The organism is Ruegeria sp. D6 (genome assembly GCF_056534365.1).
In genome coordinates, this window is the sequence record NZ_JBQFPH010000007.1 from 49,963 (window position 1) to 73,416 (window position 23,454).

Consider the following 23,454-nt stretch of genomic DNA (forward strand, 5'->3'; position numbering starts at 1 on the left):
GCGTCTGACTGAGAATCCCGTAGGGTCTGCCTTTAATCGACTAAAACTCTAAGAAACACCAGTGGGCGGACTAACAAAAACTGCGGCAATGTTCGCCGCAGATGCCTATTCATAAACGCGCTGATCCTCGATCACCAAGCCATCTTTTGGTAATGAGCCCGGCGCCACAACTTCAATCGCGCCTTTCAGTTTCAGGACTTCGACCACCGATTTTGCATAGGCACCATCGTTCTCGCAGGGGCTTTCGATCTGAACGGTCATGGTATCCATCTCGCCCTGTCGCGCCGCAATGACACGCGCCTTGACGATTTCATCATGCTTGTCGACCAGCGCGGCCACCTGTTCGGGGCGGACGAACATGCCCTTGATCTTGGTGGTCTGATCGGCGCGACCCATCCAGCCTTTGATACGCATATTTGTGCGCCCGCACGGAGACTCTCCGGGCATGATCGCCGACAGATCACCGGTGGCAAATCGGATCAACGGGTAATCGGGGTTCAGCGTGGTCACAACCACCTCACCTACTTCACCAGGTGCAACCGGGGTTCCTGTGCCGGGGGTGACGATCTCAACGATCACGTGTTCGTCGATGATCATACCCTCCATCGCAGGGCTTTCATAAGCTATGTTGCCCAGATCAGCGGTCGCGTAGCATTGCAGGCAGACGATGCCCCGATCGGCGTAATCCTGTCGTAGGCTTGGAAACAGCGCCCCGCCACCCACAACGGCCTTGGAAAATTTCAGCGCGACGCCCATGGCTTCGGCTTTATCAAGAATGACTTTCAGATAGTCGGGCGTACCTGCATATGCGGTGCAACCCACATCGCGCGCAGCGGTCACCTGCAACTCGGTCTGACCTGTACCTGCAGGCAGGACCGACGCGCCAACGGCCTGCGCGCCGCTTTCAAAGATCATGCCCGCGGGGGTGAGGTGATAGCCAAAACAGTTCTGAACGATATCGCCCGGACCAACCCCGGCTGCATTCAGGAACCGGCCCATGCGCCACCAGTCGTGATCAGTGCTGCCGGGCTCGTAAATCGGACCCGGAGATTGAAAGACATGCTGGAAATTCCGCGCTGGTTTGACGGTGAACCCTCCAAACGGAGGTCGGGTGCCCTGCGCCTTTGTCAGATCGGATTTTCGTAGAACCGGCAGTTGTGCCAGCGCCTGCATGTCTGTCACTGTGCCGGCGTCCACGTTGGACAGGATGCCGGCATATCCGGGCGCTTTTTGCGCGCGGGCAATCTGTTCTGGCAAGGCGCGCGCGTGATCAGCGGTGCGCTCGTCAGCGGATCGGGTTTCAAGCTTATCAAAATAGGTCATTGAAATATCCTCCACCCACTTACAGCCATCTCTTGCGGCGGCGGTATGAGCGCACGTCTCGAAAGCTCTTGCGGCCTTCGTCAGACATGCCGAGATAAAATTCCTTTACGTCCGGGTTTTCGCGCAATTCCGCGGCGGGGCCGTCCATCACCACGCGGCCAGATTCCAGAATATAACCGTAATGAGCAAACCTTAGAGCCACATTTGTGTTCTGCTCGGCCAACAGGAAGGACACGCCTTCCTTCTCGTTCAGGTCTCTTACGATGCCAAAAATCTCTTCGACAAGTTGCGGAGCCAGACCCATTGAGGGTTCATCAAGAAGGATGGTCTCGGGGCGCGACATCAGAGCCCTGCCCATCGCCACCATCTGCTGCTCACCGCCCGATGTATAACCGGCCTGACTACGACGGCGTTCCTTCAAGCGTGGGAAGTAATTGTAAACCAATTCAAGGTCCTGCTGGATCGCGGCAGACCCGTCCTTCCGGGTATAGGCACCGGTCAGCAGATTTTCCTCGACTGTGAGGTGTTCGAAACAGTGGCGGCCTTCCATGACTTGAATGACGCCCTTCTCAACCAAGGCAGCCGGGTCGCTTTCATGCACGCCCTCGCCGCGATATTTAATTGAGCCTTTGGTGACCTCGCCCCGTTCCGAATGCAGCAAGTTCGACACGGCCTTCAATGTGGTTGTCTTTCCCGCACCATTGCCACCCAGTAGGGCTGTGATGCCGCCCTTGGGCACAGTCAGGCTAACGCCTTTCAGTACAAGGATCACATGGTTGTAGATCACCTCGATATTGTTGACCTCAAGCAGGGTTTCCGCCTGCACGTCAGTGGTTTGTGCCGCATCCAACATCAGCGCGTGTCCTTGTGCGAGTGTGGGGTTCGGGGCGGCAGCGATCCGCCGCCCCGTTTGGTTCAGAGCACCTTATTCGCAGCGCTGAGAAATATTGTTCTCAGCAGCATATGCGCCCGAGTCTTCGTCGATCAGTGCGTTGATGACCTCAGCGTCAGTCGGTTCGAAGCCCTGAATCGAGTTCCAGGTACCCGCCGCTGCATCCCACTGAACAACGCCGACAAGGCCTGGGCCGCCGTGGTTTTCGCACGAGACCGCGAATTCAGGTCCGAAACCGGCCATACCCAACGCTTCCATCTTGGCGTTGGTGATCTCCAGCGCCTCCATGCCATCGCGCATCATCGATGCGTCGATTTCGGCAGTGCCGTGCATCTCTTGCGCGGTTTTCACTGCTTCTGCGGCCAGCATCGCAGCATAGAGGCCGCGGTTGTACTGCACCGTACCCAGTTGATCACCGGCGCCTGCAGCTTTGCCCGCATCGACGACATATTTCTTCAGGTCGTCATAGACAGGATAGTCGTCGCCCAGACCGGTGAAGGTCAGCGCTTTGTAGCCGGTGGCCTTATCACCCGCAGGCTCAACATCAAACTCGGCCCCGGACCACCAGACGCCGATGAAGTTCTCCATCGGGAAGCGGATATTGGCGGCTTCTTGCACGGCGACCTGGTTCATCACGCCCCAGCCCCACATGATCACATAGTCGGGCTTTTCCCGGCGGATTTGCAGCCACTGCGACTTCTGCTCCTGACCGGGGTGGTCGACCGGCAGCAGGGTCAGGTCATAGCCATGTTTTTCAGCCAGTGTTTCCAGCGTACGGATCGGTTCCTTGCCATAGGCCGAGTTGTGATAGACCAGCGCGATCTTCTTGCCGCTCAAGTCGCCACCGTTTTCGTCCAGCAGATAGTTGATCGCGCCCGACGCCCCGTTCCAGTAGTTGGCAGGATAGTTGAACACGTTGCTGAACACCTTACCGTTCGCCGCCGAGGTGCGGCCATAACCCATCGTGTGCAGCGGAATGCCGTCTGCGGTCACTTTAGGGATCAACTGATAGGTGATGCCGGTGGATAGGGGCTGATAGACCAAAGCACCTTCGCCCTTGGTCGATTCATAACATTCTACGCCTTTTTCCGTGTTATATCCGGTCTCGCATTCGATCACGTTGGCCGCAACACCGCCGATACCGCCATCGCGTTCGTTCAGCAGTGTGAAGTAGTCGGCATATCCGTCTGCAAATGGGATACCGCCGGCCGCATAAGGCCCGGTCCGGTAACTGAGCGACGGGAATACGAGGTCGGCCATGACCGGACCTGCGGCCATCACGGCGCCCAGCGCCAGGGTTGCCAGTTTCTTTTTCATCGGGTGTCTCCTCCCTTGGTTGATCCGATGTTGGGTTTCGGGTTTCACACCCGTCTTTTCGTTGGGCCGGTCCTTAGTGCGGGAACGGCCAGAGTCTGAGTTTCTCTTTCGCCACACGCCAGAGCTGCGCCAGACCGTGCGGTTCGAGGATCAGGAACATGATGATCAGAGCACCGACGATTACGAGGTTCAGGTGCGCCACGATATCTGTGGGCCAGCCCAGCAGATCGACGCCAAGCAGTTTCAAAACGACTGGCAGCAGCACGAGGAAGGCGGCACCGGCAAAGGACCCAAAAATAGACCCTAATCCGCCGATAATCACCATGAACAGCACCAGGAACGATTTTTGAATGCCGAACACTTCTCCAACCTCGACCGCGCCCAGATAGACCGCAAAGAACAGCGCGCCGGCCACGCCCACGAAGAACGAACTGACAGCAAAGGCGGTCAGCTTGGCCTTGAGCGGGTTCACCCCGATGATCTCGGCCGCGATGTCCATGTCGCGGATTGCCATCCAGGTACGACCAGTGGTGCCGCGGGTCAGGTTACGCGCGATGATCGCGCAGACGGTCAGGAAGATCAGGCAGAACAGATAAGTCGCCCATGCCGGAGCATTCGGGCCGGTGATGATGATCCCAAATACGTCGCGTTCCGGCGCATTGATCTGGCCCGAGGCCGAGTAGTTGTAGAACCACGGCACCCGGTTAAACAGCCACACAAGAAAGAACTGCGCCGCCAGCGTGGCAACCGCCAGATAAAAGCCTTTGATCCGCAGTGATGGTAAGCCGAATAGGACACCCACAATGGCGGTGATGCCGCCGGCTAGGATCACATGGATGAACATGCTAACATCGGGAAAGGCCGTCATCAGCTTGTAGCAGGCATAGGCCCCCACTGCCATGAACCCGCCGGTGCCCAGCGAGACCTGCCCGCAATAGCCCACCAAAATGTTCAGCCCGATCGCAGCGATGGCATAGATCAGGAATGGCAGAAGCAGCGCATTGGCCCAATAATCGTTGATGATGAACGGAATTATTCCAAACGCCACCGCCAGAACGACATAGTACCGATACCGGTCAAACTTGATCGGGAAAGTCTGGCTGTCGGCGATATATGAGGTTTTGAAATCCCCGGCCTCACGATAGAACATGTCTTACTTTCCCCATTCTTCCTGCGCCCGATTGCGGGCAGCGGCGTCCAGTTGATTGGACCCTTTGGCATATCCGGTGGCCTCGGAAGCGCGCACCAGTTTCATGTAAGCCAGGATGCCCATGACCAGCCCGGCAAAGGCCAGAATTACAGCGATCACAAGTTGGCCCTCGGTCAGATCGCTCGATGTCAGGGCGATGTAGCCGAAGGCCCAAAACCCCGCCCATGCGATCACGTTGATGATGGCAATCAGCTTGGTCACGCCCTACACCCTCTCGATGATCTTCTCGCCGAACAGGCCCTGAGGTCGGAACACGAGGAATATCAGCGCCAATACATAGGCAAACCAGTTCTCAGTCGCACCGCCAACCATTGGGCCGATGGCGAACTCGAACAGTTTCTCACCCACACCGATGATCAGGCCACCGACGATGGCTCCGGGGATCGAGGTGAACCCGCCTAGCATCAGCACCGGCAGCGCCTTCAGCGCGATCAGCGACAGCGAGAACTGAACGCCCGATTTGGTGCCCCACATGATGCCCGCGACCAGCGCCACAAACCCGGCGACCGACCAGACCATGATCCAGATGAAGTTCAGCGAAATCCCGACCGATAGCGCCGCCTGATGGTCATCCGCCACCGCACGCATCGCCCGACCCTGCTTGGTGTACTGGCTGAACGCGACCAGAGCCGCCACCAGAAGTGCTGCGATGATCGTGGCCACGATGTCCAGATTGTCGATGAAGAAACCGTAGTCGAAGATGTTAAAAGTCGTCTCGTCAATCCACAGGTTGATACCCTGCGGCAGACCCACATCCAGCGTCTTGATCTCGGACCCCCACATCAGGTCGGCGACGCCCTCAAGGAAATAGGCCAGACCGATGGTCGCCATGAACAGGATGATCGGTTCCTGTCCGACCAGATGGCGCATCACGAACCGCTGCACGCACCAGGCCAGCAACACCATCACGGCCATGGTTAGAATAATCGCAAGCAACGCGGGCACATTCCAACCAAAATTATAGACGTGCGTGCCGAAAGTCGCGTTGATCAGGTGCGCAAAAGGCACCTGCCCGTTCATGATTCCGACCAGCGTCATCGCCGCAAACAGGGCCATAACCCCTTGGGCATAATTGAAAATCCCCGACGCCTTGTAGATCAACACAAAGCCCAGCGCGACCAGCGCATACAGCACCCCAGCCATCAGACCGTTGAGGATGACCTCCATCGCGAAGATTAATTGTTCAGGCATGCCAGCCCCTCCCCAATTCTGCCCGGACCTCAGTCATGGCTGACCCCCAAATAGGCATCAATGACTTCTTGGTTGTTGCGCACCTCATCCGGGGTGCCGTCACCAATCTTTTTGCCGTAATCCATCACAACCACACGGTCGCTCAGATCCATTACCACGCCCATATCGTGCTCGATCAGCGCAATCGTGGTGCCAAACTCGTCATTCACGTCGAGGATAAAGCGGCTCATGTCCTCTTTCTCTTCGACGTTCATCCCGGCCATCGGCTCATCCAGCAGCAGCAATTTCGGTTCCGCTGCCAGCGCGCGCGCCAGTTCGACCCGTTTCTTCAACCCGTAAGGCAGCCGGGACACCGGCGTTTTGCGGATGTGCTGAATCTCAAGGAAATCAATGATCTTCTCGACCGCCTCGCGATTCTCGGTCTCTTCTGCCTCGGCCTTACCCTTCCACAGCGCCTGCTGAAGAATATTGGTCTTCATAAAACCCAAACGCCCGGTCATGACGTTGTCCAGAACGCTCATCCCTTCAAACAAGGCAATGTTCTGGAACGTCCGCGCGATCCCTTGCTGGGCTACTTCAAAGGGCCGCATCGGCGGGCGTTTGGCACCGTGAAACCAAACCTCACCCTCTTGCGGAACATAAAAGCCCGAGATCACATTCAGCATCGAGGACTTACCCGCCCCGTTTGGCCCGATGATCGCACGGATCTCACCCTCACGGATGTCGAACGAGATATCCTTGATCGCCACCACGCCGCCAAAGCGCAGGGTGATGTTCTTCATCTCCATCACCACACCGCCGATCTTGCGGCCGTCTTCGGTGACATATCCTTCGGAGTTATCCAGCATCAGAACCTCCCTGACACAAAAACGGGACGGCGGGCGGGGCGATGACCGCAGGTCGAGCGGCGCGCTTCAGCCCACTCATTCCGCCGCCACCTTGTGCTGCGCGACCGGAACCACTGGCGCATCGACAATTTCCAACGTCGCAGAAATCGATCCCTTACGACCATCTTCATAGGTCACTTCAGTCGTGGTTGAAACGCTCGACGACCCGTCGTACAACGCCGCAATAATGTCGCTGAATTTGTCCTCGACAAACCCACGCCGCACCTTGCGGGTCCGAGTCATCTCGCCATCATCGGCATCCAGTTCCTTGTGCAGAACCACAAAGCGATGCACCTGACAGCCCGATAGCATTTCATCCGCCGCGACCGACTTGTTTACCTCTTCAACGTGGCTCCGAATCGTCTCTAACACACGAGGATGTCCCGCAAGTTCCTGATAGGACGCGTAGGCCACGTTGTTGCGTTCCGCCCAGTTTCCAACCGCTGTCAAATCGATATTGATGAAAGCCACGCATCGATCCTTGCCATTCCCGAACAGCACGACTTCAAGAATATCGGGATAGAATTTTAGCTTGTTCTCGACATATTTCGGCGCAAACATCGAACCATCAGCCATCTTGCCCACGTCTTTGGCACGATCAATGATCCGCAGATGGCCTGAATTCTCCTCGATGAACCCGGCATCCCCCGTCGCCACCCAACCTTCGGCATCCTTGGTCGAAGCCGTCGAATCCGGGTTGTTGTAATACTCGACGAACACGCCAGGTGAGCGGTAATGAATCTCGCCCTTATCATCGATCTTCAGCTCGACATCCGGCGCCGGAACACCAACCGTATCCGCCCGTACCTCGCCATCCGGCTGCACGGTGATGAACACGGTCGCTTCGGTCTGACCGTAAAGCTGCTTCAGGTTGATGCCCAAAGAGCGATAGAAATCAAAGATTTCCGGCCCGATCGCTTCACCCGCCGTATAGCCCACACGGAACCGGCCATAGCCAAGCGTATCTTTCAGCGGGCCATAGACCAGCAAATTGCCCAGCGTGTATTTCAGCTTGTCGCCAAAGCCCACCGGCTTGCCGTCCAGCAACAGGCCACCCACCTTCTTGGCATGGGCCATGAAATAATGGAACATGCGCTGCTTCAGCTTGCCCGCATCCTCCATCCGGATCATCACATTGGTCAGCTGGGTTTCGAACACCCGCGGTGGAGCAAAGAAATAGGTCGGTCCGATTTCACGCAGGTCTGTCATCATCGTGTCGGCGCTTTCGGGGCAGTTCACGCAGAAGCCGCACCAATAAGCCTGACCAATCGAGAATATGAAATCGCCAACCCAAGCCATCGGCAAGTAAGACAGGATGTCTTCGTTCCGGGTAAGATGATCGAATTCCGCCGAGTTCTTAGCGCTTTCGATAACATTCCGGTTCGACAGCACCACGCCTTTGGGCTTGCCCGTGGTGCCCGAGGTATAGAGCATCACGCAGGTATCGTCATAGGTGATCGCAGCGATACGCTTGTCCAGTTCGGCGTCAAACCGTGCATGACCGGCGCTGCCCTCGGCCATGATGTCCTCAAGCGCGTTCATCTGCGAGTGGTCATACTTCCGCATCCCGCGCTTGTCGGTATAAAGTATGTGTTTGACCTGATGGAGATTTTCCTGAATCTCGATGACTTTGTCGACCTGCTCCTGATCACCGCAGACCACATATTTCGCGCCGCAATGTTCCAGCACATAGGCCATCTCTTCGGCGACCGAGTCCTGATACAGAGGCACCGGCACCGCGCCTACCATCTGAGCGGCAACCATCGACCAGTAATGGGCGGGACGGTTCCGACCAATCACAGCAATATGGTCACCCTTTTCAACGCCAAGTTCTAGAAACCCAAGCGCGATGGCACGGATTTCTTTGGCGGCTTCCGCCCAGGTCCAGCATTGCCAGATCCCGAATTCCTTTTCCCGATAGGCCGGGGCATCCCCGAACTGGGTCACATTGCGGTGTAATAGCGCCGGAAGAGAGTCCATCCCTTCAGCGCCCGACTGCGTCTGAGCCAATCTTTCTCTCCTCCCCATCCGACCCCTCCCCGGGCCGAAAATGGCGGGTTCGGGATGGTGCCCGAACGCCAATGCCCCGATAAGGGACGTCGTAACGATCAGCGTCAAGTTTTGCCTGATGTTTTCTCAATTCTTACGAATTGTAACAGGGGTGGAGGGGTGATCTTTCGAGTTGTACGAAACGCGTAAGAAGGCTTACCAGCTGTCATGCGTTGGCGAAGAGTGGCCGTTTAACGGCATGAGTGACTTTGGTTCCAGTTACATCAATTGATAATTCCAACGAGCTAAGAAATACAGGAATGTTAACTTGAGAAGGAGCAGTACTTGCTGACGTATGCGTCATAAGCCTCTGTAAACGTAATAGCTTTTGTTTCTACACCGGGCCCTGTCATCGAAATCACCATGCTATCTCGCCACTCGTAGTAGTGGCTATTTCCGTCACCTCTAGGAGAGGGAGACGTATCCGACGAGGGCTCTCTTAACACCGATCGTTCTTGTCTCGTAAGCGTGCCATCTCGCATTGTGAATCCGTACAGCGCCAAACCTACCTCAGGTGTACCGTCGTAAAGCTTGCCATAGGCGTACTTCGTTCCAGGAAAACGATTGTCCTCATTGAGTTGAGCGTCAATCATATCGAATTGGAATGAAGTCCAGAGAACCCAGCCATGGTTGGGTATTTCGCGCCACCTAAAGGTGGTCATTTGACACCCATCAACCTGAACTTCACGGCGTTCATCTTCGAATTGATGGCTTCCCCCTTGCATCAGAGCCGCGACGAGTTCTTCCTTTTCGCCCGCGTACGCAGTCGTAGAAACAAAAATCAAAACTGCAGAAATATTCTTCACAACTTTTTCTCGATATATATGGAAAAAACTACAACCAATCCCGCAAAATCGGAATCAACGGGACATCCGCCGCGGGCATCGGATAGTTCCGCAGGTCATTTGCCCGCACCCATTTCAACGCCTGGCCTTCCTTGGACTGTGGGATGCCTTCCCACTTCCGGCAGGCAAATAGCGGCATAAGCAGATGGAAATCGTCATAGCTGTGGCTAGCAAAGGTCAGCGGGGCGAGGCACGAGGCCCAGGTGTCGATGCCCAGTTCCTCGTGCAACTCGCGGATCAGGGCGGCCTCGGGGGTTTCGCCGGGTTCGATTTTGCCGCCAGGGAATTCCCAGAGACCGGCCATGGATTTGCCCTCGGGACGTTGGGCCAGCAGGACGCGGCCCTCGATGTCGATCAGAGCGACAGCAGACACCAATACTGTCTTCACGAGCGATAATCCGCGTTGATCTCGATATATCCGTGGGTCAGATCGCAGGTCCAGACGGTGGAAGCGCCCTGACCCAGTCCCAGATCGACTGCGATCACCAAATCCTGACCTTTCATATAGGCCGCAGCGTCTTCCTCGCGGTAGTCGGGGCTGACCCAGCCTTTTTCAGCCACAAGGATGTCTCCGAACGATATGCTCAAAAGGTCGCGGTCTGCAGCAGCACCGGATTTGCCGATGGCCATGACGATGCGGCCCCAATTCGGGTCCTCGCCCGCGATGGCGGTTTTGACCAGCGGGGAGTTGGCGATAGCCAGCCCGTGAGTTTTGGCATCAGCATCCGTGGCGGCGCCGGTCACACGAATTTCGACGAATTTCGTGGCCCCTTCGCCGTCGCGGACCACTTGCTGCGCAAGGTCCAACATCACTGTTTCCAGCGCTTGCGCGAAAGCGGCATTGCCGGCGGCATCGACGCCCGATGCCCCGGTGGCGCAAAGCAAGAGGCTGTCGGATGTCGAGGTATCGCTATCCACGGTGATGCAGTTGAAGGTCCGGTCAGTCTGCGCGCTCAGCATCGCCTGCAGCGCTGATTGCTCGATCTGAGCATCGGTGAAGATATAGACCAGCATCGTCGCCATATCGGGCGCGATCATGCCGGAACCCTTCGCAATCCCCGCAATAGAGACTGTTTGGCCGCCAATATCGACCTGCGCCGACGACCCCTTCGGGAAGGTGTCGGTGGTCATGATCGCGCGCGCCGCGTCCTCAATCGCGTGACGGCTGAGGCCCGCCTTCAACGCCTCAAGCTGTGCAACGATGCGGTCATGGGGCAGCGGCTCGCCGATGACACCGGTCGACGAGGTAAAAACCCGATCTACCGCAACTCCGGTAGCTTTGGAGACGGCTTGCGTCACCTCGGCCACTGAGGTCTGCCCGTAATGGCCGGTAAACGCATTGGCGTTGCCCGAATTCACAAGGATCGCTGCAGGCCCGTCGCCGGGCCCGCCGATCTTGTCCTGACAATCCAGAACGGGGGCCGCACGGGTGGCCGAGCGGGTGAATACCCCGGCCACCGAGGTGCCCGGATCAAGAACGGCCAGCATCACATCGGTGCGGCCTTGATATCGGACACCAGCCTCGACAGTGGCGAAGCGCACACCGTCGATCGCGGGCAATTCGGGGAAGGCCGCCGGGGCCAGCGGTGAAACCTTGGTTATCGTGGCCACGGGGTTACTCCTGCAGCAGCTCCAGCTGGCGCATGACCTCGGGGCCGGCGCCCTCGAGCGCGGGACGCTCGATCTGCGCTTGCTGCGTCAACTCGTCAATCTTGGCCTGAATTGCTTCTTGCCGAATGGTCTGAGCCAATTCATCGCGCACGACCGCCAATTCGGGGGCCTCGGTCTTGCGCTTGTCGTTCAGCGTGACCACGTGCCAACCGAACTGGGTTTGCACCGGGTCCGAGACCTGACCCTTTTCAAGGCCAAGCACGGCACCTTCAAACTCGGGCACCATCTGGCCTTTGCCGAACCAGCCCAGCGCACCGCCATTGGGGCCAGAGGGTCCTGTGGATTTTTCTTTCGCTAGCTCAGCGAAATCTGCACCTTCTTCCAGTTGGGCTTTGACAGCTTTGGCTTCGTCTTCGGATTCGACCAGAATGTGGCTGGCATTGAACTCGTCTTCGCCCTGAAACTCGGCGAATTGCGTGTCATAGGCGGCCTGTATGGCCTCATCAGTGACACTGGCGGCTGTCAGCGCTTCGACGGTTTGCACGGCGCGCAGGGACCGGGTTTCGTTTTCCAGTCGAAGGGCGTTGAGTGTATTCAGCTCTTCCTGTTCAAGGCTCAGCAGGTGCTGCTGGACCAGTTGCTCGAGGATGAAATCATATAGCACCTCATCTTCAAGCTGCTGATACTGCGCCGGCAGCGCCGAGGCGGTGGCGATGACGTGACCCAATGTGATCTCGTCGCCGTTCACGCGGGCAACCACGGTGTTGGCATCCGGTGCGTCCTGGGCGGCCAGCGGCAACGCCATCACGGCAGCAAGCGCAAGCGATGGCAGAAAAGTGAGGCCTTTGGGCATGGAATTATCCTATTTCTTTGCCGCGACAGGGCGCAGCGTTGACACTGTGGAACCTGCCCCTTACATCGCTTTGAAGCCTTGGACAGGGCCGCCTTTCACCCCCCGTATCTAGGGGCTGCGCGCAAGGTGGGCAAGCCTGTCGCAACCAAGAAAAAAACAGATCCGCTGGAGTGAACATGCTGGGACTCGGAACGCTCGCCAAAAAGGTGTTCGGAACACCGAACGACCGCAAGATCAAGGCGGCCCGCCCGCTGGTCGAAAAGATCAATGCGCTGGAGCCGGAGTTCGAGATCCTGACCGACGATGGCCTGATCGAGAAAACCGCTGAGCTGCGCAAACGAGCGCTGGACGGTGAAAAGCTGGATGACTTGCTGCCGGAAGCATTTGCCAATGTCCGCGAAGGGGCCAAGCGCGCCCTGGGTCTTCGGGCCTTTGATGTGCAGTTGATGGGTGGTTTGTTCCTGCACCAGGGCAATATCTCGGAAATGAAAACGGGTGAAGGCAAAACCCTGGTCGCCACCTTCCCCGCCTATCTGAATGCTCTGACCGGCAAGGGCGTGCATGTGGTCACGGTGAACGAATACCTGGCCAAGCGCGACTCGGAATGGATGGGCAAGGTGTTTGCGTCCGTTGGCATGACGACCGGTGTGATCTGGTCGGGCCAACCGGATGCCGAGAAGATGGCGGCGTACAAGTGTGACATCACCTATGCCACAAATAATGAGTTGGGTTTTGACTATCTGCGCGACAACATGAAGGCCGATCTGGAACAGGTCTATCAGAAGCACCACAATTTCGCGATCGTCGACGAAGTCGACTCGATCCTGATTGATGAGGCGCGGACGCCGCTGATCATCTCGGGGCCGGCACAAGACCGATCGGACCTTTATACTGCCATCGATACCGTGATCCCGACTCTGCAGGACGATCATTACTCGCTCGATGAAAAAAGCCGCAGCGTGACGTTCACCGATGAAGGCAACGAGTTTTTGGAGCAGCAACTGCTTTCAGCGGGTCTGCTGCCCGAGGGGCATTCGCTGTACGACCCCGAAAGCACCACTGTGGTGCATCACGTCAATCAGGGCCTGCGCGCGCATAAACTGTTCCAACGTGACAAGGACTATATCGTTCGGGATGGCAATGTGGTGCTGATCGACGAATTCACCGGTCGGATGATGCCGGGCCGTCGCTTGTCGGAGGGTCTGCACCAAGCCATCGAAGCCAAGGAAGGCGTACAGATTCAGCCCGAGAATGTGACGCTGGCCAGCGTGACATTCCAGAACTATTTCCGCCTCTATGACAAGCTGTCCGGCATGACCGGCACTGCGCTGACCGAGGCGGAAGAATTTCAGGAAATCTATGGTCTGGGTGTGGTCGAGGTTCCGACCAACAAACCAATCGCGCGTGAGGACAAAGACGACCAAGTCTATCGCACGACAGCCGAAAAATACGGTGCCATTATTGAACAGGTCAAAAAGGCCGGTGAAAAAGGTCAGCCGGTTCTTGTCGGTACCACGTCGATCGAAAAGTCCGAAGTGATCAGCCAGATGCTGGACAAAGAGGGAATCGAGCACAACGTTCTGAACGCCCGCCAGCATGAAAAGGAAGCGCAGATAGTGGCCGATGCAGGCCGTCTTGGCGCGGTGACCATCGCCACCAACATGGCGGGCCGCGGTACTGACATCCAGCTGGGCGGTAACGTTGAGATGAAGGTGCTGCAGGCGCTGGCGGAAAACCCCGAGGCTGACCCGGCCGAGTTGCGTGCGGCAGAAGAAGCCAAGCACGCGGAAGAAAAGGAAAAGGTGCTGCAGGCGGGTGGTCTTTACGTAATGGCGTCCGAACGTCATGAAAGCCGCCGGATCGACAACCAGCTGCGCGGGCGTTCGGGACGCCAAGGTGACCCGGGCCGCACCGTGTTCTACCTGAGCCTGGAAGATGACCTGATGCGCATCTTCGGTTCGGAACGTCTGGACAAGGTCCTGACCACGCTGGGTATGAAAGAGGGCGAGGCAATCATTCACCCCTGGGTGAACAAATCGCTGGAACGGGCGCAATCCAAGGTCGAAGGTCGCAACTTTGACATGCGCAAAAACGTTCTGAAATTCGACGACGTGATGAACGATCAGCGGAAAGTCGTGTTCAGCCAGCGGCGTGAAATCATGTCAGCGGATGATCTGTCGGATGTTGTGTCCGATATGCGTGAGCAGGTGATCGACGATATGATCGACGAATTCATGCCGCCAAAATCATATGCAGATCAATGGGATACAGAAGGTCTGCACGAAGCGGTCAAAGACAAGCTGACCATCGATGCGCCGGTTCAGGACTGGGCCGCCGAGGAAGGCGTAGATGACGAGCAAATCCGCGAACGTCTGATCAAGGCCGCCGATGAAATGATGGCGCAGAAGGCCGTGGCCTTTGGCCCGGAAAACATGCGCAACATCGAAAAGCAGGTTCTGCTGCAGACTATCGATGGCAAATGGCGCGAACATCTTTTGACACTGGAACATCTGCGCTCGGTCGTGGGTTTCCGTGGCTATGCACAGCGCGATCCGCTGAACGAGTACAAGAACGAAAGCTTCCAGCTTTTCGAAGGGATGCTAGATTCCTTGCGCGAAACCGTCACTCAGCAATTGTCGCGCGTGCGCCCGCTGAGCGAAGAAGAACAGAAGGAAATGCTCGCACAGATGGCGGCGCAACAGGCACAGGCGCAGAAAGCTGTGGATCAAGCTGCCGGGAATGCTGAGGCGATCGCCGAAGCTGAAGCGTCTGGTGACAGTCGTCCGGGTTTTGTTGAGGATGATCCTTCGACTTGGGGTAACCCGTCACGCAATGATCCTTGCCCCTGTGGCTCGGGGAAAAAATTCAAACATTGCCACGGCAGGTTGACTTAACGTCACCTGCTTTCCACCACAATGAGTCCGCCTCACGGCCACATATTGGCCTTGATTGGGAAGCAAATTGCGACTCGCTCCTTCAACTGGGGAGGGTGTCTTGTTTGTCATTAAGAACTACGTGACCACGGGCGGAACCGTTGCCTGCGCTCTGGCCATTGGATATTTGATGCAAAGCGGATCGGCGCAGCAACCCAATGCTGAGCCGAGCGGTGAACGCGTCGCTTCGATCTCGGAACAGGACTCGGACCTGACCGGACTGGAAAGCGTTGTCCTGACCTCTTCTTCCCCGACAGAAGCGCGTCCCAAGGATCTATCTCAATCCATACGCTCAGCGCCAGAAACCAGCCGTTTGCCTTCGAATTGCGATATGAGCGCGCGCGCCATGGCTGTGCCCGGCGCCAACGTACGGCTGCGGGTCAAGGCCCCCTGCCACGCCAATGAGACCATTGAGGTTCATCACAACGGGCTGGTTTTCAGCACCGAGACCGATGCGCTTGGCGGCTTGAACCTGACCATCCCGGCGCTGTCGGAATACGCTATTTTCCTGATCTCGCTGCCGGATGAGAAAGGCACCGTTGCGACGACGCATGTGCCCGAGATCAACAGCTTCAACCGGGTTGCCTTGCAGTGGCAGGGCGAAACCGATCTGCAGCTTCATGCGCTGGAATTCGGCGCAGGTTACGGGGAAGAAGGCCACGTTTGGTCCGGGTCCCAGACCGGCGGCGCGGGCTCGGTGATCCATCTGGGTCAGGGCGGTTCGGACGTCGCGCGCAACATCGAGGTTTATTCATATCCCATTGAGACCGCAACCGAGGCCGGAAGTATCACTCTGTCGGTTGAAACTGAGGTCACTGAAGCAAATTGCGGCAAGCCCCTAAGCGTGCAATCATTGGAATGGCGCGCGGAACGGCTACGCTCACGTGACCTGTCGCTGGATATGCCCGGTTGTGAGGCAGCTGGCGATTTTCTGGTGTTGAATAATCTGTTCTCAGACCTGACAATCGCTGCCAAATAAGCAGCAGGCAGATCTACGGTTTCCAATGAGCATTCTTCGTGCGGCGTTCGCCGCGCTTTTTGCCTTATCCTTGGCACAAAGCGTATTCGCGCAGGACATCACTTTGACCTCGCATGACGGCAAGGTAGAAGTGGTCGGCACCCTTCTTGGTTACGACGGTGAATTCTACCGTGTCGATACGCAGTTCGGAGAGCTGACGGTCGATGGATCAGGGGTCACCTGCGACGGCCCAGCCTGCCCCAACCTGACGGATTTTGTGGCCGAAGTTCGTTTCTCTGGCTCATCAGTGATCGCCGAGACACTGCTGCCCGCGCTTGCACAGGGCTTTGCCATCGAGGAAGGGTTAACCCTGTCACAGCCCGAGGGCACCGGAGACCTGCGGATCTACGCCCTGAATCAGCCTGATCGGCAGGCGCCTTTGGCGAGGTTCATATTTCGTGCAAAGGATACGGCTGACGGCTTTATCGATCTGGTTGAGAACACCGCAGATGTCGTGTTGGCGCAGCGGGAAATTCGATCAGACGAACTGGAGTTGACCAAAGCCGCTGGGCTCGGAGATCTGACGCAAACCCGCCGGTCGCGCGTCTTGGCTCTGGATGCAATCGTGCCAATCGTGTCGGCCGACAATCCCGTGCGCCAGATATCGCTTGCTGATCTGGTGAAGGTTTTCACCGCCGAGGTCGCAAATTGGGGCGATCTCGGTGGGCCTGATGCGCCGATCTCTCTGCATCTGCCACAGGTCGGTTCCGGGCTGGATCAGGCGGTCGAGGATTTGCTGTTAGCACCTGCCAACGCACATATGACCGCTCAGATCACGCGCCACGATCGAAACAGAGATCTGGTGCGCACGGTCTCGAACGACCCGTTCGCGCTCGGCGTCGCCAGTCTTGCCGAGGCCGGGACTGTGCGCGCCCTGCCTCTGACCGGTGGGTGCGGACATGCCCTGTCGGCAACACGGCAATCGGTCAAGACCGAAGATTATCCGCTGACCTCACCCATGTTTTTCTATTTGCCACAAAGACGATTGCCCAAAGTCGCGCGACAGTTTTTGGCCTATACCCAAAGCAGCGCCGCACAGATGGTCATCCGGCAAGCCGGATTTGTCGATCAATCCCTTGAAACAATCCAGGTTGGGCTGCAAGGCGATCGGCTGGCCAATGCGATCAGCACCGGTGGAGCTGAGGTCGGGTTGCAAGAGTTGCAGCGCATGATCGAAACCCTCCGTCCACTTTCGCGGCTATCTTTGTCCTTTCGGTTCGAACCGGGGTCGTCGCGACCCGATGCTCAGTCCCGGTCAAACATCTTGAACCTTGCGCAAGCTTTGGAAAGCGGAACGTTGGAGGCGCGTCAATTGATCTTTGTTGGGTTTAGTGACGGCGAGGGCGCGGCGGTCGCCAATTCACGTATTGCCCTGCAGCGAGCCAAAACCGTCCGAAACGCAGTGCTGGCATCGGTCGAAACCAGCCTCCCCGACAGCATCGAAATCAGTGTCGAGGGCTTTGGCGAGGCCATGCCGATGGCCTGCGACGACACCGAATGGGGCCGCAAGGTGAATCGTCGGGTCGAAGTTTGGATCCGATAACCCTTACAAATAGCCTTGCGAGCGGAAACTCAGTTCAGCCGATTTCCCGATGATCAGGTGATCATGCAAAGTCAGCCCAAGGGCGGAACACGCATCCTGAATCCGGTTGGTCATATCGATATCCGACTGCGACGGCGTCGGATCACCGGATGGATGATTGTGGACCAGGATCAGAGCCGAGGCATTGAGTTCCAACGCCCGCTTCGCGACCTCTCGCGGATAGACCGGCACATGATCCACCGTGCCTTTGGCCTGCTCTTCATCCGCAATCAGCACATTCTTGCGATCTAGATAAAACACACGAAACTGCTCGATCTCGCGGTGCGCCATCGTGGTGTGACAATAGTCCAGAAGCGCATCCCATCCCGAGATCACATGCCGTTGCATCACCCGGGCACGCGCCATGCGGTGGGCACAGGCCTCAAGGATTTTCAGATCGGTAATCACCGTGTCCCCAACGCCTTTGATCTGACGCAGCCGTTCCTCGGGTGCCGTCAACACACGATTGAAATCACCAAACGCATCCATCAGCGCGCGCGCCAGCGGTTTCACATCCTGACGCGGGATGGATCGGAACAGAGCAAGTTCCAGCAGTTCATAATCCGGCATCGCTGCTGATCCGCCAGACATGAACCTTTCGCGCAGCCGCTTGCGATGGTCTTTGATGTAGGAGGGTAACCGACCAACGGGCAGCGGCTGCGCCGGTGCTTCATCCGTATCGAACAGCATGGGTGCTTCGGCAAAGGCGTCTTGGGTCATAACACCACTCTGACGCAGAATCGGTTTCCGAAAAGTTAACGCGCCCTATCCCTGCCTGCCGGATCGGCAACACACGGATCCCCTGTTTCATCTGGCCATAAATATCTCGGGGGGGGTCGCCCAAAGGGCGATGGGGGCAGAGCCCCCTGCTCAACCGTTTAACCCTTCATGCCATCCCAGAAGGACTTTACAGAAGAGAAAAAGCTTTTAGATTCCGGGTGGTTATCTTCGCCCAAATCGTCAAACTCACGCAGAAGTTCTTTCTGACGACTGGTCAGATTGACCGGAGTTTCCACGGCAAGTTCGATGAACATATCCCCGATGCCTCCGCCGCGCAGGGCGGGCATGCCTTTGCTACGCAGACGCATCTGGCGTCCCGACTGGCTGCCAGCAGGAATCTGAACACGACCGCGACCACCGTCGATGGTCGGCACCTCGATCGAACCGCCAAGTGCTGCCTTGGCCATGCTGACTGGCACACGGCAATAGAGGTTCACGCTGTCACGTTCGAACAGCTTGTGCTCGGAAACTTCGACAAAAATATAGAGGTCACCCGGAGGACCACCACGCATTCCGGCCTCACCCTCACCGGCCAGACGAATCCGGGTGCCGGTCTCGACACCGGCAGGGATGTTCACGGACAATGCGCGATCTTTTTCAACGCGCCCCGCACCTTGGCACGACTTACAAGGGTTCTTAATGATCTGACCCAAACCAGAGCAGGTCGGGCAGGTGCGCTCAACCGTGAAAAAGCCCTGTTGCGCGCGAACCTTGCCCATGCCGGAACAAGTCGGACATGCAGTAGGTTCAACACCACCTTCGGCACCAGTTCCCTCGCAAGAGGAACAGGCCACAGCCGTAGGAACGTTTATGGTTTTCTGTAGGCCTGCATAAGCCTCTTCCAGCGTGACCCGCAGGTTATAGCGCAGGTCTGAACCACGTGCAGCGCGACGGCCCCCGCCTGCCCCACGCTGGCCACCCATGAAGTCGCCGAACAGGTCGTCGAACACGTCAGAGAACGCGCTGGAGAAATCGCCCTGACCGAAGCCGCCACCGGGACGGCCGCCGCCACCGCCCATGCCGTTTTCAAACGCGGCGTGACCAAAGCGGTCATAAGCGGCTTTCTTGTCAGCATCGCGCAGAACATCGTAAGCCTCGTTGGCCTCTTTGAACTGCGCTTCGGCATCGGGGTTGTCCTTGTTGCGATCGGGATGCAGCTGTTTGGCTTTCGAGCGAAAGCCTTTTTTGATCTCATCCGCAGAAGCGCCCTTGGACACGCCGAGCACTTCGTAATAGTCGCGTTTGGACATCAGTATTTCCTTCTGCCTCAACGTAATCGGGCCGGCCCGGCAACCGGACCGGCCCAAATTGGCCCGGTTACCCGTTAGTTACGCTTGTCGTCGTCCAGATCTTCGAACTCGGCGTCGACAATGTCATCGTCACCCGGCGCGGCATCTGCGGCTGCGGGCTCATCTTCGCCCTCTTCCGCCTGTGCCTTATAGATCGCCTCACCCAGTTTCATGGCCGCTTCGGTCACGTTCTGGATGCCCGACTTGATCTTGTCGGCATTGTCCGTTTCCAGCTCATCCTTGAGCGCGGCAACGGCCAGCTCGATCGCTTCGACGGTCGACGGGTCGACCTTGTCGCCATGTTCCTCGATCGATTTCTCGGTCGCGTGAACAAGGCTTTCGGCCTGGTTCTTGGCTTCGACAAGCTCTTTGCGCGCCTTGTCTGCCTCGGCGTTTTCCTCGGCATCCTTGACCATCTTGTCGATATCTTCGTCCGACAGACCGCCCGAGGCCTGAATGGTGATCTTCTGCTCTTTGCCGGTGCCTTTGTCCTTGGCCGAAACCGAGACAATGCCGTTGGCGTCGATGTCAAAAGTCACCTCGATCTGAGGCATGCCGCGCGGTGCGGGCGGGATCTCTTCTAGATTGAACTGACCCAGGATCTTGTTGTCCGCAGCCATTTCGCGCTCACCCTGGAAACAGCGGATGGTCACGGCGTTTTGGTTATCCTCGGCGGTCGAGAAGACCTGAGACTTCTTGGTCGGGATCGTCGTGTTGCGGTCGATTAGGCGGGTGAACACGCCGCCCAGCGTCTCGATGCCCAGCGACAGCGGGGTCACGTCCAGCAGAACCACGTCTTTGACGTCGCCCTGCAGAACACCAGCCTGAATGGCGGCGCCCATGGCAACAACTTCGTCCGGGTTCACACCCTTGTGCGGCTCTTTACCGAAGAACTTGGTGACCTCTTCGATCACTTTCGGCATGCGAGTCATACCACCGACCAGAACAACCTCGTCCACGTCGCCAGCCGACAGGCCTGCGTCTTTCAGAGCAGCCTGGCAAGGCTTCATCGACTTCTTGATCAGGTCGCCAACCAGCGATTCCAATTTGGCACGGGTCAGTTTCATGACCATGTGCAGCGGCTGACCGTTTGCACCCATCGAGATGAACGGCTGGTTGATTTCGGTCTGCGAGGTCGAGGACAGCTCGATCTTGGCTTTTTCAGCGGCTTCTTTCAGACGTTGCAGGGCCATCTTGTCTTGCGACAGGTCGACACCGTGTTCTTTTTTGAACTCGTCCGCCAGGTAATTGACGATGCGCATGTCAAAGTCTTCACCACCCAGGAAGGTGTCGCCGTTGGTCGACTTAACCTCGAACAGGCCGTCGTCGATTTCCAAAATGGTCACGTCGAAGGTACCACCACCAAGGTCATAAACCGCGATGGTTTGGGTTTCTTCCTTGTCCAGACCATAGGCCAGCGCAGCAGCTGTCGGCTCGTTGATGATCCGCAGCACTTCCAGACCGGCGATTTTACCAGCGTCTTTGGTAGCCTGACGCTGTGCGTCGTTGAAGTATGCCGGAACGGTGATAACCGCTTGCGTGACTTCCTCACCCAGATAGCTCTCGGCGGTTTCCTTCATCTTACCCAGAGTGAAGGCCGAGATCTGGCTTGGGGAGTATTTCTCACCGCGGGCTTCAACCCACGCGTCGCCATTGCCGCCATCGACGATGGCGTACGGCACCATTTTCTTATCTTTTTCGACTTCTGCATCATCCACACGACGACCGATCAGACGCTTGACGCCAAAGATGGTGTTGTCGGGGTTGGTGACCGCCTGACGTTTTGCAGGCTGACCGACCAGTCGCTCATCTTCGGTGAAGGCGACGATCGAGGGCGTGGTCCGCGCCCCTTCTGCGTTTTCGATGACCTTCGGCTGAGAGCCGTCCATGATGGCCACACACGAGTTGGTGGTACCGAGGTCAATCCCGATTACTTTTCCCATATTTTCAATCCCTTTCCATTCAAGGCGATGTCCCGAGGGTTGGACCCGTTGCGGCATCCTGCCCCCGATTGATGTGCGCGACAGCACTACACCATCGCGCGTCGAGGCGTATATAAGGGCGAGAACAGGGGCCTGCAAGCGTTCAGAAACGCAGGTTTTCGGGAATCTGTGGCCTTTTTGGCAAGGTTTTGGCAAGGTTTGGGGATTCTGGAATGGCGCGGCTGTTATTGCGCGGATTTGATATTCGGAAAGGCTATTTGGATGCGGCGGCGCAGTCGCATCTAGTTGACCTGCTTAGGCCGATTCTGAAAGTGGCACCGCTTTATCGGCCCGTGACACCTTCGGGCAAGGAAATGTCAGTGCGCATGACCTCGGCCGGGGTGCTGGGATGGGTCACTGACCGGGCGGGCTATCGGTATCAGGACACGCACCCAAAGGGCATGACATGGCCCGCGATTCCAGATGAGATTTTGACCATCTGGCAGGATTTGACCGGCGCGGATCGGAGGCCCGATTGCTGTCTGATCAACTATTACGGTGAAGGCACCAAGATGGGCCTGCATCAGGACAAGGATGAGGCCGATTTCTCGTGGCCCGTGCTGTCGATCTCATTGGGCGATGACGCGCTGTTCCGTATCGGTAACACCACACGGGGCGGCAAGACCGAGTCGATCTGGCTGAGCTCGGGCGATGTGGCGATCATGGGCGGCCCGGCACGCTTGACCTATCACGGGGTGGATCGCATCCGGTTTGGATCATCCAAACTTTTGCCAAAGGGCGGACGCATCAACCTGACTTTGAGAGTCGCAATGTGAAGTGCGATCCAATATCCGGGAACAGGTTTTCAGAATACAGCACGCACAGCAAATATCAGCGTCGCGCATCCCAGCTTTTCGAGACCTGCCTGCGGGTATAGAACTCACCCAGCAGGCCGATCATTGTTAAAACTATTCCGACCCAAAGCGCGTACTCCCAACTGGTGTTCCGGGGAAAATAATTTCGGAACACAAAACCACGACATTGATCGATGATGTGAAACAGTGGGTTCCAGGCAAACAAGGTCAGCATGAACCCACCTAGCGCGTTGCCAACGAACATCTTGCCCGAAAATATCATGTTCAATCGACGGTACACATTTTTCAGGATGCTTACCGTATTGGGAAACCAGGGTTTCAGCGCCAACAACACTAAACCGACCGAGCATCCCGTGAACCAGGCCAGCAAAAGCATCCCAAATGCACCGCCGGGCTCTTGGATCACAAGAGGCGAGACGGCTACGCTGTAGACGAACAGGATGACAAGGATCGAGATAAGCTGCGTATAAAGTATACCGAAGGCAGATGCTGACAACATCACCATCATTGTCATTGGCGAGTGCAGAGTCATCGGATTGTTGCCGGATCCAGCCCCGGCGATTGCAGTGACAGACTTGATATGCGTCAGGAACAAAAAAACACCGGAGAGCAGGAACAAAACCATCTCGCCCCGGATTTTGGCCATGCCAGTCATTCGACCAATTAGCGTCATAAGTATATAAAACGCCGTCACCAGAAGGACGACCTGAACAATGTTGATCAGGATTGCCATCACCGCGTTGGAGTGCTGCGACCGGATATTGCGAACTACTGCATGGAATATCAGCTCGGCGGTGGTGAAAGCCCCGCCCAGCAATGACTGATTTCTCTTGAAGTGAAACACTCGACTACTCTTTCCTGCTGTGTCAGCCGCAAA

20 protein-coding genes are annotated in these 23,454 nt (G+C 57.1%); 4 read left to right on the top strand and 16 right to left on the bottom strand.

Annotation, left to right across the window (positions count from 1 at the left end; all coding sequences use genetic code 11):
- Positions 1-105: 105 nt before the first annotated feature.
- The 12 genes from ACR0A1_RS18980 to ACR0A1_RS19035 form a co-directional block, all read right to left on the bottom strand.
- The gene (locus tag ACR0A1_RS18980; protein WP_170426281.1) at positions 106-1,323 is read right to left on the bottom strand and encodes an acyl-CoA synthetase family protein; all 1,218 of its coding nucleotides are present in this window, start codon (positions 1,321-1,323) and stop codon (positions 106-108) included.
- Between the two features lie 19 nt (positions 1,324-1,342).
- On the bottom strand, positions 1,343-2,176 hold the full coding sequence (locus ACR0A1_RS18985; protein WP_170399269.1) for an ABC transporter ATP-binding protein: 834 nt from the start codon (positions 2,174-2,176) through the stop codon (positions 1,343-1,345).
- A gap of 72 nt (positions 2,177-2,248) precedes the next feature.
- Complete coding sequence (locus ACR0A1_RS18990; protein WP_170408764.1) at positions 2,249-3,532, bottom strand: ABC transporter substrate-binding protein; 1,284 nt, start codon at positions 3,530-3,532, stop codon at positions 2,249-2,251.
- 73 nt (positions 3,533-3,605) lie between these two features.
- Positions 3,606-4,682, bottom strand: a complete 1,077-nt coding sequence (locus tag ACR0A1_RS18995; protein WP_170408765.1) for a branched-chain amino acid ABC transporter permease — start codon at positions 4,680-4,682, stop codon at positions 3,606-3,608.
- Between the two features lie 3 nt (positions 4,683-4,685).
- Positions 4,686-4,943 (bottom strand): hypothetical protein, encoded by a 258-nt coding sequence (locus tag ACR0A1_RS19000; protein ID WP_170408766.1) that lies wholly within the window; start codon positions 4,941-4,943, stop codon positions 4,686-4,688.
- A 3-nt stretch (positions 4,944-4,946) separates the two neighbouring features.
- Positions 4,947-5,933, bottom strand: a complete 987-nt coding sequence (locus tag ACR0A1_RS19005) for a branched-chain amino acid ABC transporter permease (RefSeq protein WP_170408767.1) — start codon at positions 5,931-5,933, stop codon at positions 4,947-4,949.
- A 29-nt stretch (positions 5,934-5,962) separates the two neighbouring features.
- The gene (locus tag ACR0A1_RS19010; protein ID WP_170426283.1) at positions 5,963-6,781 is read right to left on the bottom strand and encodes an ABC transporter ATP-binding protein; all 819 of its coding nucleotides are present in this window, start codon (positions 6,779-6,781) and stop codon (positions 5,963-5,965) included.
- Between the two features lie 75 nt (positions 6,782-6,856).
- Positions 6,857-8,800 (bottom strand): AMP-binding protein, encoded by a 1,944-nt coding sequence (locus ACR0A1_RS19015; RefSeq protein ID WP_170515296.1) that lies wholly within the window; start codon positions 8,798-8,800, stop codon positions 6,857-6,859.
- 332 nt (positions 8,801-9,132) lie between these two features.
- Entirely contained in the window at positions 9,133-9,675 is a 543-nt protein-coding gene (locus ACR0A1_RS19020) for a hypothetical protein (RefSeq protein WP_480868816.1), read from the bottom strand.
- 28 nt (positions 9,676-9,703) lie between these two features.
- A complete protein-coding gene (gene mutT / locus ACR0A1_RS19025; protein ID WP_170334201.1) occupies positions 9,704-10,102 on the bottom strand; it encodes an 8-oxo-dGTP diphosphatase MutT in 399 nt (132 codons plus the stop codon).
- Positions 10,099-11,325, bottom strand: coding sequence for a bifunctional glutamate N-acetyltransferase/amino-acid acetyltransferase ArgJ (argJ, locus tag ACR0A1_RS19030; RefSeq protein WP_480762132.1), 1,227 nt, complete (start codon positions 11,323-11,325; stop codon positions 10,099-10,101). Before argJ ends, mutT begins: the two co-directional genes overlap by 4 nt.
- A 4-nt stretch (positions 11,326-11,329) precedes the next feature.
- The gene (locus ACR0A1_RS19035; RefSeq protein ID WP_170399297.1) at positions 11,330-12,178 is read right to left on the bottom strand and encodes a peptidylprolyl isomerase; all 849 of its coding nucleotides are present in this window, start codon (positions 12,176-12,178) and stop codon (positions 11,330-11,332) included.
- Positions 12,179-12,354: 176 nt separating this feature from the next.
- Between ACR0A1_RS19035 and secA the strand changes: the two genes are divergently transcribed.
- The 3 genes from secA (at position 12,355) to ACR0A1_RS19050 (ending at position 17,672) form a co-directional block, all read left to right on the top strand.
- Positions 12,355-15,072 (top strand): preprotein translocase subunit SecA, encoded by a 2,718-nt coding sequence (secA, locus tag ACR0A1_RS19040; RefSeq protein WP_480868818.1) that lies wholly within the window; start codon positions 12,355-12,357, stop codon positions 15,070-15,072.
- A 100-nt stretch (positions 15,073-15,172) separates the two neighbouring features.
- Positions 15,173-16,090 carry a hypothetical protein gene (locus tag ACR0A1_RS19045; RefSeq protein ID WP_480763843.1) on the top strand — a complete coding sequence of 306 codons (918 nt, stop codon included), beginning with the start codon at positions 15,173-15,175 and terminating at the stop codon, positions 16,088-16,090.
- Between the two features lie 25 nt (positions 16,091-16,115).
- On the top strand, positions 16,116-17,672 hold the full coding sequence (locus ACR0A1_RS19050) for a phosphate ABC transporter substrate-binding/OmpA family protein (protein ID WP_480754948.1): 1,557 nt from the start codon (positions 16,116-16,118) through the stop codon (positions 17,670-17,672).
- A 3-nt stretch (positions 17,673-17,675) separates the two neighbouring features.
- On the opposite strand, the gene radC is transcribed toward ACR0A1_RS19050, so the two are convergent.
- From radC to dnaK, 3 genes are all read right to left on the bottom strand, one after another.
- Positions 17,676-18,431, bottom strand: a complete 756-nt coding sequence (gene radC / locus ACR0A1_RS19055; RefSeq protein ID WP_170515434.1) for a RadC family protein — start codon at positions 18,429-18,431, stop codon at positions 17,676-17,678.
- A gap of 158 nt (positions 18,432-18,589) precedes the next feature.
- Positions 18,590-19,741, bottom strand: a complete 1,152-nt coding sequence (gene dnaJ / locus ACR0A1_RS19060) for a molecular chaperone DnaJ (protein ID WP_170399308.1) — start codon at positions 19,739-19,741, stop codon at positions 18,590-18,592.
- A 74-nt stretch (positions 19,742-19,815) separates the two neighbouring features.
- Complete coding sequence (dnaK, locus tag ACR0A1_RS19065; protein WP_155144211.1) at positions 19,816-21,723, bottom strand: molecular chaperone DnaK; 1,908 nt, start codon at positions 21,721-21,723, stop codon at positions 19,816-19,818.
- A gap of 212 nt (positions 21,724-21,935) precedes the next feature.
- Here dnaK and ACR0A1_RS19070 point away from each other — a divergent pair, with 212 nt between their 5' ends.
- Positions 21,936-22,538, top strand: coding sequence for an alpha-ketoglutarate-dependent dioxygenase AlkB family protein (locus ACR0A1_RS19070; RefSeq protein ID WP_480754950.1), 603 nt, complete (start codon positions 21,936-21,938; stop codon positions 22,536-22,538).
- A gap of 55 nt (positions 22,539-22,593) precedes the next feature.
- On the opposite strand, the gene ACR0A1_RS19075 is transcribed toward ACR0A1_RS19070, so the two are convergent.
- A complete protein-coding gene (locus ACR0A1_RS19075; RefSeq protein ID WP_170567266.1) occupies positions 22,594-23,421 on the bottom strand; it encodes an ABC transporter permease in 828 nt (275 codons plus the stop codon).
- Positions 23,422-23,454 lie beyond the last annotated feature (33 nt).

Excerpts from the sequence above, each read along its gene's own strand:
- dnaJ (WP_170399308.1), bottom strand. The coding sequence starts at position 19,741 with ATGTCCAAACGCGACTATTACGAAGTGCTCGGCGTGTCCAAGGGCGCT.
- ACR0A1_RS18990 (WP_170408764.1), bottom strand. The coding sequence starts at position 3,532 with ATGAAAAAGAAACTGGCAACCCTGGCGCTGGGCGCCGTGATGGCCGCA.
- dnaK (WP_155144211.1), bottom strand. The coding sequence starts at position 21,723 with ATGGGAAAAGTAATCGGGATTGACCTCGGTACCACCAACTCGTGTGTG.
- ACR0A1_RS18985 (WP_170399269.1), bottom strand. The coding sequence starts at position 2,176 with ATGTTGGATGCGGCACAAACCACTGACGTGCAGGCGGAAACCCTGCTT.
- secA (WP_480868818.1), top strand. The coding sequence starts at position 12,355 with ATGCTGGGACTCGGAACGCTCGCCAAAAAGGTGTTCGGAACACCGAAC.
- ACR0A1_RS19005 (WP_170408767.1), bottom strand. The coding sequence starts at position 5,933 with ATGCCTGAACAATTAATCTTCGCGATGGAGGTCATCCTCAACGGTCTG.
- ACR0A1_RS18995 (WP_170408765.1), bottom strand. The coding sequence starts at position 4,682 with ATGTTCTATCGTGAGGCCGGGGATTTCAAAACCTCATATATCGCCGAC.
- ACR0A1_RS19035 (WP_170399297.1), bottom strand. The coding sequence starts at position 12,178 with ATGCCCAAAGGCCTCACTTTTCTGCCATCGCTTGCGCTTGCTGCCGTG.
- ACR0A1_RS19015 (WP_170515296.1), bottom strand. The coding sequence starts at position 8,800 with ATGGACTCTCTTCCGGCGCTATTACACCGCAATGTGACCCAGTTCGGG.
- ACR0A1_RS19050 (WP_480754948.1), top strand. The coding sequence starts at position 16,116 with ATGAGCATTCTTCGTGCGGCGTTCGCCGCGCTTTTTGCCTTATCCTTG.
- ACR0A1_RS19070 (WP_480754950.1), top strand. The coding sequence starts at position 21,936 with ATGGCGCGGCTGTTATTGCGCGGATTTGATATTCGGAAAGGCTATTTG.
- ACR0A1_RS19010 (WP_170426283.1), bottom strand. The coding sequence starts at position 6,781 with ATGCTGGATAACTCCGAAGGATATGTCACCGAAGACGGCCGCAAGATC.
- ACR0A1_RS18980 (WP_170426281.1), bottom strand. The coding sequence starts at position 1,323 with ATGACCTATTTTGATAAGCTTGAAACCCGATCCGCTGACGAGCGCACC.
- radC (WP_170515434.1), bottom strand. The coding sequence starts at position 18,431 with ATGACCCAAGACGCCTTTGCCGAAGCACCCATGCTGTTCGATACGGAT.